At 64.4% G+C, this 13,961-nt stretch carries 13 protein-coding genes; 8 read left to right on the top strand and 5 right to left on the bottom strand.

Going from position 1 to position 13,961, the window contains the following annotated elements; all coding sequences use genetic code 11:
• Positions 1-31 precede the first annotated feature (31 nt).
• A complete protein-coding gene (locus tag ABCW42_RS17425; protein ID WP_423182362.1) occupies positions 32-763 on the top strand; it encodes a DUF2510 domain-containing protein in 732 nt (243 codons plus the stop codon).
• 115 nt (positions 764-878) lie between these two features.
• On the opposite strand, the gene ABCW42_RS17430 is transcribed toward ABCW42_RS17425, so the two are convergent.
• Positions 879-1,055 carry a hypothetical protein gene (locus tag ABCW42_RS17430; RefSeq protein ID WP_423182363.1) on the bottom strand — a complete coding sequence of 59 codons (177 nt, stop codon included), beginning with the start codon at positions 1,053-1,055 and terminating at the stop codon, positions 879-881.
• A 411-nt stretch (positions 1,056-1,466) separates the two neighbouring features.
• On the opposite strand from ABCW42_RS17430, the gene pucL reads away from it, so the two are divergent.
• Both pucL and ABCW42_RS17440 read left to right on the top strand, forming a co-directional pair.
• On the top strand, positions 1,467-2,381 hold the full coding sequence (pucL, locus tag ABCW42_RS17435; protein ID WP_423182364.1) for a factor-independent urate hydroxylase: 915 nt from the start codon (positions 1,467-1,469) through the stop codon (positions 2,379-2,381).
• Positions 2,382-2,548: 167 nt separating this feature from the next.
• Positions 2,549-4,036 carry a nucleobase:cation symporter-2 family protein gene (locus tag ABCW42_RS17440; RefSeq protein ID WP_423182365.1) on the top strand — a complete coding sequence of 496 codons (1,488 nt, stop codon included), beginning with the start codon at positions 2,549-2,551 and terminating at the stop codon, positions 4,034-4,036.
• 104 nt (positions 4,037-4,140) lie between these two features.
• On the opposite strand, the gene ABCW42_RS17445 is transcribed toward ABCW42_RS17440, so the two are convergent.
• Complete coding sequence (locus tag ABCW42_RS17445; RefSeq protein ID WP_423182366.1) at positions 4,141-4,896, bottom strand: IclR family transcriptional regulator; 756 nt, start codon at positions 4,894-4,896, stop codon at positions 4,141-4,143.
• Positions 4,897-5,128: 232 nt separating this feature from the next.
• On the opposite strand from ABCW42_RS17445, the gene ABCW42_RS17450 reads away from it, so the two are divergent.
• From ABCW42_RS17450 to ABCW42_RS17470, 5 genes are all read left to right on the top strand, one after another.
• Positions 5,129-6,535: an NAD-dependent malic enzyme gene (locus tag ABCW42_RS17450; protein ID WP_423182367.1), complete on the top strand. Its 1,407-nt coding sequence runs from the start codon at positions 5,129-5,131 to the stop codon at positions 6,533-6,535.
• A gap of 23 nt (positions 6,536-6,558) precedes the next feature.
• Positions 6,559-8,169, top strand: a complete 1,611-nt coding sequence (aceB, locus tag ABCW42_RS17455; protein WP_423182368.1) for a malate synthase A — start codon at positions 6,559-6,561, stop codon at positions 8,167-8,169.
• 2 nt (positions 8,170-8,171) lie between these two features.
• Positions 8,172-9,437, top strand: coding sequence for a DUF6986 family protein (locus ABCW42_RS17460; protein WP_423182369.1), 1,266 nt, complete (start codon positions 8,172-8,174; stop codon positions 9,435-9,437).
• Positions 9,438-9,447: 10 nt separating this feature from the next.
• Positions 9,448-10,260 (top strand): bifunctional allantoicase/(S)-ureidoglycine aminohydrolase, encoded by an 813-nt coding sequence (locus tag ABCW42_RS17465; RefSeq protein WP_133203671.1) that lies wholly within the window; start codon positions 9,448-9,450, stop codon positions 10,258-10,260.
• Between the two features lie 183 nt (positions 10,261-10,443).
• Positions 10,444-11,643 carry a serine hydrolase domain-containing protein gene (locus ABCW42_RS17470; RefSeq protein ID WP_423182370.1) on the top strand — a complete coding sequence of 400 codons (1,200 nt, stop codon included), beginning with the start codon at positions 10,444-10,446 and terminating at the stop codon, positions 11,641-11,643.
• A gap of 83 nt (positions 11,644-11,726) precedes the next feature.
• Here the strand turns inward: ABCW42_RS17470 and ABCW42_RS17475 are convergent, their stop codons facing one another.
• The 3 genes from ABCW42_RS17475 to ABCW42_RS17485 all read right to left on the bottom strand — a co-directional run bounded on the left by ABCW42_RS17475 (position 11,727) and on the right by ABCW42_RS17485 (position 13,818).
• Positions 11,727-11,960, bottom strand: coding sequence for a hypothetical protein (locus tag ABCW42_RS17475; RefSeq protein ID WP_133203669.1), 234 nt, complete (start codon positions 11,958-11,960; stop codon positions 11,727-11,729).
• 71 nt (positions 11,961-12,031) lie between these two features.
• On the bottom strand, positions 12,032-12,904 hold the full coding sequence (locus ABCW42_RS17480) for an NAD-dependent epimerase/dehydratase family protein (protein WP_423182371.1): 873 nt from the start codon (positions 12,902-12,904) through the stop codon (positions 12,032-12,034).
• Between the two features lie 74 nt (positions 12,905-12,978).
• Entirely contained in the window at positions 12,979-13,818 is an 840-nt protein-coding gene (locus ABCW42_RS17485; protein WP_423182372.1) for an SGNH/GDSL hydrolase family protein, read from the bottom strand.
• Between the last annotated feature and the right edge of the window lie 143 nt (positions 13,819-13,961).

The raw sequence follows: 13,961 nt of genomic DNA on the forward strand, positions 1-13,961 counted from the left end.
TCTCAATCAGTAGGCAACCAGGAGGCGCACCATGACAGTTCCTCAGCACAGCACTCCGGCCCCTCCGGGCTGGTATCCCGATCCTTCCGGCTCGGGGCAGCTACAGTGGTGGGACGGTTCCGCATGGACCGGATCGGCATGGACGCCGGGGCAGCAGGGTTCTGGTCAGCAGGGTTCTGGTCAGCAGGTTCCCGGGCAGCAGGGCGCTGCGCAGGGCTGGCCCGGCCAGCAGGTTCCCGGCCAGGGATGGCCCGCACAGCAAGGGCAATACGTGAGGCCAATGCCTCCCGCTCCCCGGCCGGAAATCAGCCGCCAAACCCCGGTCTACAATCCGTTCATCTGGCTTGTCACGCTCTTGCCGTTGATCTCGCTGGCCATCCTGATGGTCTGGAATCCGGTGTTCCACGTGCGCTACTCGGGCGGCAGGCGTGTGCCGGTCCTGGATCCAAGCTCGTTCACCGTCCCGTACTTCCTGCTCATCACCATCGGATGGCTTATCTACGGGGTAACGGTGTTCTTGTCCTACCTCGACTGGCAAAAGCTGCAGCGCGACGGAGTGGTCCGGCCCTTCCATTGGGCATGGGCCTTCCTGGGCGCCGGGGTCTACGTGGTGGGCCGCTCGATCATCGTGCACAAGGTTGCCAAGGACCGCGGGCTCGTCCCGGTGTGGGTTCTCATTGGAGTGACAGGGCTGACGTTCATCCTGGTGGGCATCAAATTCGGCATCATCGTTTCGGGGCTGGCCAGGACCTTGACGATGTAGCCTGCCGGGCCGGGCAGTATCCGGAAAAGGCGAAAGGCGGGCAGCACCTCCCCAGGTGCTGCCCGCCTTTCCGGCTCTGTTGCGCAGAGTCCTTCATCCCCAGGGGCAGGAAACCCTAGGAACGCTGCCGGCCGAAGACCGGGAGCGCGCGTAGCCAGCGGGACAGCGTCCCGTTCGCGCGGTCACAGTCGGCCGGAATGTAGAAGTCTGGATCCGTAGCGCCGAACGGCAGGTACAGCTCCTGGCCGGGCGCGGGGAATTCCACGACGTTGTTCTTGTCCTGCGAGTCCATCTGTCCTCCTGTTTCATACGCTCAAGTCTTCCAAGGTTTCGTCTATTTCCGCATCTTGGAAAACATTTTTTGTTGTATGGAAATCGTAAGATGTGTGGCCAGCACCGTCAAGGGCTGTCCGCCGAGCACCTAAGGAGCGGCCTAGCTGCCAGCCCTGCCGGTCCGGTCACATTTGGAAAGTACGTAACGATTCCTCGGAAGTGATTTACACCACTGGCAATCGTGGTCTACGCTTTTTCCAATTCGTGGCACAGGTCACGTAACCTGGGAGCAGCAGGCAGGGTCGTAATGAGCTGGCATCAATGGATGCCGGCTCTTTTTTGTTGGGTCGGCTCCACCAGAAACGCGTACGAAACACGCGCTTAATTTCATTGGTGGACCTTAGGGGTTCCACCTCGAAGAAGTTGGGATATGACCATGAGCAACAACATCGTCCTCGGCGACAACCAATACGGCAAGGCAGAAGTCCGCATCGTCAAAGTCACCCGCGACACCGACCGCCACCAGATCGAAGACTTGAACGTTACTTCACAGCTTCGTGGCGACTTCCAGGCTGCCCACCTCGAAGGCGACAACGGACACGTCGTTGCCACCGACACCCAGAAGAACACCATCTACGCCTTCGCCCGTGACGGCATCGGCTCCCCCGAAGCCTTCCTCCTCCGCCTGAGCGAACACTTCACCTCGGGCTTCGAGTGGGTTACCGGCGGCCGCTGGGAAGCCGAAGCCTACAGCTGGGACCGCATCCAGGCGCACGGCTCGGAACACGACCACAGCTTTGTCCGCAACGGGCAGGAAGTCCGTACCGCCGTCGTCGTCCGCGAAGGCGCCACCACGCACGTCATTTCCGGCCTCAAGGACCTGACCGTCCTGAAGACCACCCAATCCGGCTTCGTCGGCTACCCCCGCGACCGGTACACCACGCTGCCCGAGACCACGGACCGCATCCTCGCCACGGACGTCTCCGCACGCTGGCGTTACAACACCGCCCTGGACGTCGCGGGTACCGACTTCAACAAGAGCTACGAGGACATCAAGGCCCTCCTCCTCGAGGGGTTCACCGAGAACTACTCGCACGCCCTGCAGCAGACCCTGTTCGACATGGGCAAGAAGGTCCTCGAGGCCCACAGCGAAGTGGATGAGATCAAGTTCTCCATGCCCAACAAGCACCACTTCCTGGTGGACCTCACCCCGTTCGGCCTCGACAACCCCAACGAGGTCTTCTTCGCGGCGGACCGTCCGTACGGCTTGATCGAAGCCACGGTCCAGCGCGACAACACCGCCCCCGCACCGATCGCCTGGAGCGGCATCGCCGGCTTCTGCTAAGCCACCCCACCCTAGGAGTTTGTGTACAGGTCACACCCTTTAAGCCTCGCCTTAAGGGTGTTGATCTGTACACAAACTCCTCCCCAAACGTCACCTGAACAGCAAGACCCGTTAGCCAGACCTGTTAGCCAGACAAAGACGTCTGCCATGAACCAAGAAAGTCTGCCATGAACACCAAGAAGAAACTCCGCTCCGCCGACCCCAAAATCGAGCGGCCGGAGGACAAACGCCTCTCGATCGGAAGCACCTTCGCCTACGGCTTCCAGCACGTCCTGACCATGTATGGCGGAATCATCGCCCCGCCGCTCATTATTGGAGCCGCCGCCGGAATGTCCTCGCAGGACATCGGCCTCCTGATCGCAGCCTGCCTCTTCGTCGGCGGCCTTGCCACCATCCTGCAAACCGTCGGCATTCCGTTCTTCGGATCGCAGCTTCCACTGGTCCAAGGCGTGTCCTTCGCCGGCGTGTCCACCATGGTGGCCATCGTCAACGGCGGCGGCGGAATCCAGGCGGTGTTCGGCTCGGTCATGGTTGCGTCCTTGATCGGCCTGGTCATCACGCCGCTCTTCTCCAAGATCATCAAGTTCTTTCCGCCCGTGGTCACCGGCACGGTCATCACGACGATCGGCCTGACCCTCATGCCCGTCGCGGCCAACTGGGCCATGGGCGGCAACAGCGCCGCGCCCAACTACGGCAGCATGGCGAACATCGGCCTCGCCGCGCTCACCATGGGAATCGTCCTGCTCCTCAGCAAGATCGGCAACGCAGCCATCTCACGCCTGTCCATCCTCCTGGCCATGGTGATCGGCACAGTGATTGCCGTCGCCACAGGCATGGCGGACTTCTCCAAGGTCGGGCAGGGACCGGTGGTGGCTTTCCCCACTCCGTTTGCCTTCGGAGCCCCCACCTTCGAAATCGCTTCGATCGTTTCCATGCTGATCGTCATCCTGGTCACCCTGACCGAAACCTCGGCGGACATCATCGCCGTGGGTGAAATCGTCGGTACCAAGGTTGATTCACGCCGTATCGGCAACGGCCTGCGGGCGGACATGCTCTCCAGCGCGATTTCCCCGATGTTCAACTCCTTCACCCAGAGCGCGTTCGCCCAGAACGTCGGCCTCGTGGCCATCACCGGAATCAAGAGCCGCTTCGTGGTCAGCGCCGGCGGTTTCATCCTGGTGGTCCTCGGCTTGCTGCCCGTCCTCGGCCGGGTTGTCGCAGCGGTTCCCACCCCCGTCTTGGGAGGTGCCGGCGTCGTACTCTTCGGGACTGTTGCCGCAAGCGGCATCCGGACCCTCTCCAAGGTGGAATACCGCAACAACATGAACCTGATCATCGTGGCAGCCTCGATCGGCTTCGGCATGATTCCGATCGCCGCCCCGAAGTTCTATGACCAGTTCCCGTCCTGGTTCTCCACGATCTTCCACTCGGGCATCAGCTCGGCCGCGCTCATGGCGATCGTGCTGAACATCCTCTTCAACCACTTCAAGGCCGGCAACTCGGACAACCAATCGGTATTCGTGGCAGGCACGGAACGCGTGGTGAGCGAGGCGGACATCGCGTGCCTCGCTCATGGCGACCGCTTCGAGAACGGCAAGCTGATCGACGCTGAGGGCAAGGAAGTGCCGCTCAGGTCCTCCGCCGTCGAACACTAGCAACAGGCAAAGCAACGGTCCCTCCTGCACATGATGTGCAGGAGGGACCGTCGTTTTTGTGCCAAAAGTGAGCGGGCGTGCGGACGCCTGGTTCCGGTTGAGCCCTAGTTCTGGTTGAGCTCCGCCGAGATCGCGAGGGCTGCTTCACGGAGGAGCGGGACGGCGCGGTCGGCGAAGTGCTGGTCCACGCGGGAAACCGGACCGGAGACGGAGATCGCCGTAGGAGTGGGGGCATTCGGGACGGCCATCGCGAAGCAACGGACGCCGATCTCCTGCTCTTCCTCGTCGATCGAGTAACCCCGTTCGCGAATGCGGTTGAGGTCGGCAATGAGGGCGTCGATGTCCCCGATGCTCTTGGCCGTGGGCGTCGGCATGCCGGTGCGGGCCACGATGCCGCGTACAACCTCGTCGTCGAGCTGGGCGAGGATCGCCTTGCCCACGCCGGTATCGTGCGTGTGCGCGCGGCGTCCCACCTCGGTGAACATGCGCATCGAGTGCAGCGACGGAACCTGGGCGACATAGATGACCATGTCCGAATCGAGCACAGCCATGTTGGAAGTCTCCCCCAGCCGGTCCACCAGGGACTTCAGTTGGGGCCGCGCCAAGGCGCCGAGTTGCTTGTTGGCGCCCTCTCCGAGGCGGATAAGGCGGGGTCCCAGGGCGTAGCGCCGGTTGGGCAGTTGCCGGATGTAGCCGAGGGCCACCAAGGTGCGCAGCAAACGGTGGATGGTGGGAAGCGGCAAGTCGGTCGACGACGACAACTCGCTCAGCGTGACGTCTCCGCCGGCGTCGGTGATGAGTTCCAGCAATTCGAAGACGCGCTCGACGGACTGCACGCCTCCCGAAGGCTTTTCAGCCATTCCGTTGTCTCCTATGGCTCGGAATCCGACAACTCTTATCCGCATCGTGAAAAGAATTGCTTAGAACACTCAAGATACAGCACGCAAGGCCAACTTGCTCGGCCCTCGCGCCATGCGGGCAATGCGACCGAGAAGGGCTTGTGTTTCCACTTTGTAGATAATAATATCCATAATACGAAAACATTCGGTTTGAGCGGAGGCCCGTCACGGGCCTGTACGAGGAGGAAATTCAATGGCGAACCCGAGCCCCGGAAATTCGATCACCCTGCGCGTCGCCGCGCCGTCGAGCTTCACTGCCACGAGCGAACTGGCCGCTGCTGTCGCCGCCGCCGGTGCAGCCGTCACCGCACTGGATGTGAGCGAGTCGCACCATGACGCCCTGGTTGTCGACGTCACCTGCAACACCACGGATGAGGACCACGCCAACCGCGTCAAGGACGCCCTCAACGCGCTCGACGGCGTCACGGTCCAGCACGTCTCGGACCGCACCTTCCTGATGCACCTCGGCGGCAAGCTCGAGGTCGTCCCCAAGGTAGCCCTGCGCAACCGCGACGACCTCTCGCGCGCCTACACGCCCGGCGTCGCACGCGTCTGCCTCGCCATCGCCGAGGACCCGGCGGCCGCCCGCAACCTGACCGTCAAGCGCAACACGATCGCCGTCGTCACGGACGGTTCCGCCGTCCTGGGCCTCGGCAACATCGGCCCCGCGGCGGCCCTGCCCGTCATGGAAGGCAAGGCGGCGCTCTTCAAGCAGTTCGCCAACGTCGACGCTTGGCCGGTCTGCCTGGACACCCAGGACACCGAGGAAATCATCAAGATCGTCAAGGCTTTGGCTCCGGTCTACGGCGGCGTCAACCTCGAGGACATCGCGGCCCCGCGCTGCTTCGAAATCGAAAACCGCCTCCGCGAAGAACTCGACATCCCGGTCTTCCACGACGACCAGCACGGAACGGCCATCGTCACCCTCGCGGCCCTTGTCAACGCCCTGCGCGTCGTGGACAAGAAGCTCTCCGAGGTCAAGATCGTGGTCTCCGGCGTCGGCGCCGCGGGCTCGGCCATCATCCAGCTCCTCAAGGCCCAGGGCGCGCAGCACATCATCGCGGCCGGCCGCTCGGGCGCCATCCACTCGGGCGAAAAGTACGACGACGAACACCGCACCTGGATTGCCGCGAACACCAACGAAGCAGGATTCTCCGGGACGCTGCACGAAGCATTGGCAGGCGCGGACGTCTTCATCGGCGTGAGCGCCCCGCACGTGATCGGCGAAGAGCAGGTTGCCTCGATGGCCGAGAACGCAATCGTCTTCGCGATGGCCAACCCGACCCCGGAAATCGATCCCGTCATCGCTTCCAAGCACGCCGCCGTGGTGGCCACGGGCCGCAGCGACTTCCCCAACCAGATCAACAACGTGCTGGCTTTCCCGGGCTTCTTCCGCGGCCTGCTCGACGCCGGAGCATCGGACATCATCCCTGAAATGCTCGTGGCTGCCGCCGAGGCTATCGCCAACCGGGTCGCGGATGATGAACTGAATGCGAGCTACATCATTCCGAGCGTCTTCGACCCGCATGTTGCCGCCGACGTCGCAAGTGCGGTAGCCCAGGCCGCAGCAAACGCAGCCGCCGCATCCACAGCCCGCTAGCGTCCCAGGAAAGGACCATCCCCATGGCTCTCACAGTGACAGACCCTCGGCCGATCGAACGTGCCGAAGAGATCCTGACCCCCAAGGCGCTGGCCTTCGTGGAGGAACTGCACCGCCGCTTCGCCGGCACGCGCACGGAACTCCTGGCGGCCCGCGTTGCCAAGCGCGAGGAAGTGGCGCGCACAGGCCGCCTCGATTTCCTCCCGGAAACCCGGGAAATCCGCGACGGCGACTGGAAAGTCGCCGAGGCACCCGCGGCTTTGCGGGACCGCCGTGTTGAAATGACCGGACCGGCCTCCCCCGCCAAGATGGCCATCAACGCCCTGAACTCCGGCGCCAAGGTGTGGCTTGCCGACCTCGAGGACGCCAGCACGCCCACCTGGGCCAACGTCATCGACGCCATCCTCAACCTCCGCGACGCCGCACAGGGCACCTTGAGCTACACCTCGCCCGAGGGCAAGGAATACCGGCTTCGCACCGACGCGCCGCTCGCCGTCGTCGTTGCCCGCCCGCGTGGCTGGCACATGGAGGAACGCCACCTCCTGATCGACGGCGAACCCACCGTGGGCGCGCTGGTGGACTTCGGCCTGCACTTCTTCCACATCGCCAAGCAGCTGCTCCTCAACGGCCAGGGTCCGTACTACTACCTGCCGAAGATGGAAAGCCACCTCGAAGCCCGGCTCTGGAACGAGATCTTCGTCTTCGCCCAGGACTACCTTGGTGTCCCGCAAGGCAGCATCCGCGCCACGATGCTCATCGAGACCATCCCCGCGGCGTTCGAGATGGAAGAGATCCTCTACGAACTGCGCGACCACGCCTCCGGCCTCAACGCCGGCCGCTGGGACTACCTGTTCAGCATCGTGAAGTACTTCCGCGACGCCGGCGAGTCCTTCATCCTTCCGGACCGCGCGTCCGTGGTGATGACGGCTCCGTTCATGCGCGCCTACACCGAATTGCTCGTCAAGACCTGCCACAAGCGCGGCGCTTTCGCGATGGGCGGCATGGCGGCAGTCATCCCGAACCGACGCGAGCCCGAAGTCACAGCAGCAGCCTTCGAGAAGGTGCGCGCGGACAAGACCCGCGAGGCGAACGACGGCTTCGACGGTTCCTGGGTTGCGCACCCGGACCTCGTCTCCACCTGCATGGACGTCTTCGATTCCGTGCTCGGCGACCCCGCCAACGGCGGCAAGCAGAACCAGCTGGACAAGCAGCGCCCGGAGGTTTCCGTGACCGCCGAGCAACTGCTGGACATCACCTCCGCTGGCGGCCAGGTGACCGAGGCCGGGCTCCGCCTGAACCTCTACGTCGCCGTCGCCTACACCGCCGTGTGGCTTTCCGGCAGCGGTGCCGTGGCGATCCACAACCTCATGGAAGACGCCGCGACGGCGGAAATCTCCCGTTCCCAGGTCTGGCAGCAGATCCGCAACAAGTCCGTCCTGGCCGATACCGGCAACACGGTCACGCGCGAACTGGTCACCCGCATCCTGGGCGAAGAAACCGAACGCCTGCGCGGCGAGGTGGACGCCGAATCCTTCGGGAAGTTCTACGAGCCGGCCAGCCGCCTGATCGCCGATATCTGCCTCTCCGAGGACTACACGGACTTCCTCACCACGCCCGCTTACGAGCTGGTGTAGGGATGGCCGCTTCTTCCCTCACCCCGGCGGACCTCGCCGCCATCGACTCCCAGCTGGCCGCCACGGACCAGTTGCTCGATCGCAACTACCCCGGCGACGACGGCACCCGCCAGCCCGTCCACACGGTGTACGTGCCCGCGGACCGGTTCACGCCGTCGCTCCCTGCTGAGTGGGGCGCCCAGGCGATCACGACGGCGGACGCGCACGGCGGCCTCGAAAAGCTTGGTGCGCTGTTGGGCCAGGAACCCGAATTGGCTGCCGCCGTCGCCCACCGCGTCGCCGCGAAGCTGAACCGCGAACCGATCGAAGACCTGCGCCTGGACTTCGAGGACGGCTACGGCGACCGCGGCGACGAAGCGGAAGACGTCGCGGCAGTTGCAGCGGCCCAGTCCGTGAGCGAAGCCGTGGCCGCGGGTTCGGCACCACCGTTCATCGGCATCAGGTTCAAATGCTTCGAAGCTCCCACCCGGGCGCGAGGCCTTCGCACGCTCGATCTGTTCGTCTCCACCTTGGCGTCCGCGGGCGAACTGCCCGAAGGCCTCATCCTGACCCTGCCCAAAGTCACCACCGTGGCGCAGGTGCAGGCGATGGACTTCGCGGTGTCGCGCTTGGAAGAGATCCACTCCCTTCCCGCGGGCCGGTTGCGGTTCGAGGTCCAGGTGGAGACTCCGCAGCTCATCCTCGGACCGGACGGCACCTCGCCCGTGGCCCAGCTTCCGCACGCGGTTCCGGGCCGGATCAGCGCCCTGCACTACGGCACCTACGACTACTCCGCTTCGCTGCAGATCTCGGCGGAGTACCAGTCCATGGAGCACCCGGTGGCCGACTACGCCAAGGAAGTCATGCAATTGGCCGTGGCGGGCACGGGAATCCGGCTCTCCGACGGCTCCACCAACATCATCCCCGTGGGTGACAACGTGGAAAACGCGTGGAAACTGCACGGCCGGTTGGTCCGCCGTTCCCTCGAACGCGGCTACTACCAGGGCTGGGACCTCCACGCCGCCCAGTTGCCCAGCCGGTTCGCGGCAACGTACGCCTTCTACCGCGAAGGCCTCCCCGCAGCCGCGGCGCGCCTGCGGAACTACGTTGAGCGCACCGAAGGCGGCGTCATGGACGAGCCCGCCACCGCCCGCGCCTTGGCCGCCTTCGTCCTGCGCGGCGTCCAATGCGGCGCGGTAGGTTCCGAAGAAGTCCTGGCGCTCACCGGCGTCGAACTCCCCCGGCTGAGCGCGCTGGCGCACCCTCGGCTCACCACAACTTCGAACTAAGGATCCAGACATGGGCAAGTACTACTACCCCGAAGGCGGGCTTCCCCCGCAGACCCACCTCACCACCGAGCGTGCCATCGTCAAGGAGGCCTACACGGTCATCCCGAAGGGTGTGCTGACGGACATTGTGACGAGCAACCTTCCCGGCTTCTCCAACACGCGCTCCTGGATCATCGCCCGCCCGATCTCCGGATTCGCCACCACCTTCTCGCAACTGATCGTGGAAATCGGCCCCGGCGGCGGGGCTCCCAAGGCCGAGTTCGAGGCCGGCGTCGAAGGCGTCGTGTTCGTCACCAAGGGCAAGGTCAACCTGACCCTCGACGGGGAACTACACCAGCTCGAAGAAGGCGGCTACGCCTACCTCGCGGCGGGGTCCACCTGGGGACTCGAGAACGTCTCGGACGACATCGTTTCCTTCCACTGGATCCGCAAGGCGTACGAACGCCTCGAAGGCTACGAGGCCAAGTCCTTCGTCACGAGCGACCAGGAAGTGGAAGCCCGCGAGATGCCCGATGTGGAAGGCGTCTGGAAAACCACCCGCTTCGCCGACCCGGACGACCTCGCGCACGACATGCACGTGAACATCGTGACGTTCCAGCCCGGCGGCGTGATCCCGTTCCCGGAAACCCACGTCATGGAACACGGCCTGTACGTCCTTGAGGGCAAGGCCATGTACCTGCTCAACAACGACTGGGTTGAAGTGGAAGCCGGCGACTTCATGTGGCTCCGTGCCTTCTGCCCGCAGGCCTGCTACGCGGGTGGACCGGGCGAATTCCGGTACCTCCTGTACAAGGACGTCAACCGGCAGATCAAGCTTACGTAGGTCTTTTCCGCCGAGTTCGTGGGTGCGGCCCGTGGACTGCGTTCGGGCACTAGTGCCAAAGCGCTGTCCACGGGCCGCACCCGCGTTTTCAGCGTTGACCCCTTCCTGTCCAAAGAGGACGATCGAAACTACGGGGGCACGGGCGCGCGCCCGTTGCCTCGCATTGTTGCTCAGGAGGCAGTCATGCAGGCTGCGCAGGCGCGCCGGACATCCCTCGGTTTCGGGCCCTTGGTGGCTGCGGTCCTGGCCCTCACCTTGATGGTCGGCGCCTGCACCTACCCGCCCGCCTCAGGACCCACGCCGGCAGCAGCGGCCACGACGACCCCGCCTTTGGACGTTCCGGCAGTGGACTTCTTCGCCCAGGCCATGCTCGCGCAAGGGGCCACCGCGGTGGTCGCGGAAGTTTCCATCCGGGGCAACAAGTGGGTCAAGAGCTACGGCGTGCGCAACCTTAATACGCGTGACGCCGCCGATGCCACGGACCGCATCCCTGCCGGAGGAATCACCAAGTCCATGGTGGCGGTCTCGGTCCTCAAGCTCGTGCAGGAAGGGACCATCAACCTGGACGAGCCTGTCTCGACTTACCTTCCCGAATTCGACAGCCTGGTCCAGGCAACCGGGCCCATCACGGTTCGATCCCTGTTGAACCACACCTCGGGACTGGCTGAGCCCACAGCCCCCATGCTCAAGGCGCAACCCCTGAAACAAGCCATCCAGACCCGGTTCAGCCCGGAAGACCTCCTCAAGCTGGCCGGCAGGGAACCCTGGGTGGAACGGCTGGCACCCCAGTTCATCTATTCGGACGCAAACTACGCCGCCCTCGCCTTGATCATTGAGAAGTACCGTGGCCGCCCCCTCGGCGACGTCCTTGCCACGGACATCTTCGATCCCCTCGGGCTGAGCCGAACGAGCCTGGCCCCGCCCAACCGTCCGGAACAAGGGCTGATCCACGCCTACTCAACTGTTGACGGCCAACTCCTCGACGTGACGGAACCCGAATTCCAAGTGGGCTCAGCGGGCGCAGGCGTGATCTCAAGCGTTGGCGACCTGAACGTGTTCTATGCAGCCCTTATGCGCGGCAGGCTGCTGGGAAGGGCCGCCCTCGCGGAAATGCGGACCACGAATTCCGCCAATTACGGACTGGGCCTGCAACGGTGGAATGACGACTGCACCAACGGCTTCTACTATGGCCATGGCGGATCCACGCTCGGATTCGGCGGAATCACCGTCACGAGCGGAGACGGCACCCGCCAGCTCAGTGTCGGCGTCGCCTACCCTCCCAATACCGAAGCCGAAACCGATGCACTGGACTCAGCCCTTACCCAACCGGTCTCCGGCAAGCTCCGGGACCTCGCCATCACCACCCTGGACGGGCTGTGCTGAAGGCAAGCGGCTAGGCGGCGGCGCCACCGCAAAGGCGGGCGCCGCCGTCGTACTCCAAATGTCGTACTCCAAATCCTGAGCCGCTAGCCTTCTTTGGGTTCCTCGTCTTTCGGTGTCCACGTGAGCTTGACCGTGGCGCCGCCATTGTTCTCGTCGATCCTCATGTGCAGTTCCTCGCCGTAGAGGAACTCGTGTTCAAAATGCCGTCCATCAATGCGGGCCGCATCCAGGAGCTTCGTCATGGCCGTTGCCATCGCCCGGCCCCAGTCATGCGGATTCTTGCTGGACGCTTCTTCAAGGGCTGAATAGCTGACCATGACTCAATTGTTCTCCGGTCCAGGGCGTTCTGCCAGCCCTCGCGGGACGGGCGTGTCGCCGGAACACCGCCCTAGTCCTCGGTGGGGGTGGTGCGGTTCGAGTGGTAATCGCGCCAACTGTGCTCCGGCGAGAAACCCAGGAGGCGGCGGGCTTTGTCGATGGAAAGCATGGTTTCGTGCTCGCCCAGTTCCTTGGTGACCGTGACGTTCGGGAAGACCTCGGCGGCCAGGCCAGCGCTGGAACGGCCCATCACGGAGTCGGCCGCCGCGATGATAAAGGCTTCGAATCCCGGCTTGCCGTTCTCCAGCGCGCGAGCCACGGCCTGGGCGCCGTCGCGCCCGTCGATGTAGGCCCACAGGTTCCATTTGCGGAGCATGGCATCGGCGTCGAAAGACGGGAACCCCTCATAATCCTCCGGGTCCATCACGTTGGAGAACCGCAGGCCGACAATGCTCAATTCGGGGTCCCAGCGCGTGAGCTCGATTGCCATCCGCTCCTCGAGGTGCTTGACCAGCGAATACGTGCTCTCGGGCCGCGCCGGGTACTCCTCGTCCACGGGAATGTAGGGCGGATCGACGTCGAAGGGCAGTCCCAGCACTGTCTCGCTGGAGGCGTAGACGATCTTCTTGATCCCCGCCCGCCGCGCCGCCTGGAAGACGTTGTACGTGGACAGCATGTTGTTCTCGAACGTCGCCGCATCCGGAAGCAAGCCCGGCGCCGGGATGGCTCCGAGGTGCACGATCGCGTCGAATCCCTGGTGGCGGTCATCCAGGCCGAGGATCACGTCGAGGACCTGGCCGTAGTTCCGCAGGTCCACGACGACGGTTCCGGGCTCCCGCTGGCCCACGCGATCCAGGTTCATGACGTCATTGCCGTCGGCCCTAAGCCTGCGGACAACGCTCTTGCCCAGTTTTCCGCTTCCGCCGGTCACTGCGATTCTCATGGAGCACTCCTTCGGATGGTGGTTGTTGGCTGCTGGGTGTGGCAGGGCCGGCCGCGACGCAGCCGGGCGCCGCCTCAGTGGGTCGGGTCGGCCTGTAGCGTGAACCCTGCCGCTGCCATGTCCGCCGCCAGGACACCGGCGAGTTTGGCATGGCCCGCGGCGTTCAAGTGCACGCCGTCCATCAAGTCCCCTGCGACCTGGTATTTGGTAATCCAGTCGCCCACGCTGAAGAACGGAGTTCCGTTCTTCGCCGCGATGCCGCGCAAGAGCGTATCGACTTCCGTGCGTCGACCGCCCCCGGCGTTCGCGCCCCTGGCAAGGGTTCCGATCATCGCGAGGCGCGTTTGCGGGTACCGCTTCTTGAGGGCGGCGATGATCCGGTTGGCGTTCGCCGTGATCTGCTCGTCGCTCGCGTTGCGTGATGCGTCGTTGCCCCCGCCCTCGAGGACAATCAGCGCGGGCGCACCGTAGGGCAAGACCCAGTCGCCACGCTGCAGGGCGTCGATGTAGTTGCCGGCAGCCTTCGTCGCCGCGACATATCCGGTTCCGCCCCGCGCCACCGAATAGACCTTGTAGCCGAGGTCCGCAAGCGCCGTGCGCGGCCAGGACCCGGGCGGTTCGGATTGCGAGTCGCCGATGAGGACGGCGGTGTGCCGCACATCCCCCAGGATCACCTCATTGCGGTTGTTGGCGGGGTTCTTGTACAAGGTCCCCATGGGCAAGGTGGAGGGATCGAATTGCGGAACGGACTTCTTTGGAACCGGCGCCGCGGCGGGACTTCCCGAAGGCGCCACGGGCGCAACCTGCTTACCGTCCCCTGCACTCGGGGCATCGGGCGCCTGCCCGCAGCCGGCCAGGACCACGCCAGCGGCGAGAACGGATGCGGCGAGGGTGAATACGCGGGGTTTGTGCATCGTCCTGTCCCGAACTTGCTTTCTCTGCGGAGTGGATTATGGTCTGAACGCGAAAAACAGCTGCCCGGCAGCCCCGTTTTTTTCCTGCGACTTTCCTGCTAGGGACGGACCGAACAGCGTGCTATGACGGAGTCTATTGGATG

This window comes from Arthrobacter sp. NyZ413 (assembly GCF_049390645.1).
Taxonomy (GTDB): domain Bacteria; phylum Actinomycetota; class Actinomycetes; order Actinomycetales; family Micrococcaceae; genus Arthrobacter.

Excerpts from the sequence above, each read along its gene's own strand:
- ABCW42_RS17485 (WP_423182372.1), bottom strand. The coding sequence starts at position 13,818 with ATGCACAAACCCCGCGTATTCACCCTCGCCGCATCCGTTCTCGCCGCT.
- ABCW42_RS17475 (WP_133203669.1), bottom strand. The coding sequence starts at position 11,960 with ATGGTCAGCTATTCAGCCCTTGAAGAAGCGTCCAGCAAGAATCCGCAT.
- ABCW42_RS17430 (WP_423182363.1), bottom strand. The coding sequence starts at position 1,055 with ATGGACTCGCAGGACAAGAACAACGTCGTGGAATTCCCCGCGCCCGGC.
- pucL (WP_423182364.1), top strand. The coding sequence starts at position 1,467 with ATGACCATGAGCAACAACATCGTCCTCGGCGACAACCAATACGGCAAG.
- ABCW42_RS17440 (WP_423182365.1), top strand. The coding sequence starts at position 2,549 with ATGAACACCAAGAAGAAACTCCGCTCCGCCGACCCCAAAATCGAGCGG.
- ABCW42_RS17480 (WP_423182371.1), bottom strand. The coding sequence starts at position 12,904 with ATGAGAATCGCAGTGACCGGCGGAAGCGGAAAACTGGGCAAGAGCGTT.
- ABCW42_RS17460 (WP_423182369.1), top strand. The coding sequence starts at position 8,172 with ATGGCCGCTTCTTCCCTCACCCCGGCGGACCTCGCCGCCATCGACTCC.
- ABCW42_RS17465 (WP_133203671.1), top strand. The coding sequence starts at position 9,448 with ATGGGCAAGTACTACTACCCCGAAGGCGGGCTTCCCCCGCAGACCCAC.
- ABCW42_RS17445 (WP_423182366.1), bottom strand. The coding sequence starts at position 4,896 with ATGGCTGAAAAGCCTTCGGGAGGCGTGCAGTCCGTCGAGCGCGTCTTC.
- ABCW42_RS17470 (WP_423182370.1), top strand. The coding sequence starts at position 10,444 with ATGCAGGCTGCGCAGGCGCGCCGGACATCCCTCGGTTTCGGGCCCTTG.
- ABCW42_RS17425 (WP_423182362.1), top strand. The coding sequence starts at position 32 with ATGACAGTTCCTCAGCACAGCACTCCGGCCCCTCCGGGCTGGTATCCC.
- ABCW42_RS17450 (WP_423182367.1), top strand. The coding sequence starts at position 5,129 with ATGGCGAACCCGAGCCCCGGAAATTCGATCACCCTGCGCGTCGCCGCG.
- aceB (WP_423182368.1), top strand. The coding sequence starts at position 6,559 with ATGGCTCTCACAGTGACAGACCCTCGGCCGATCGAACGTGCCGAAGAG.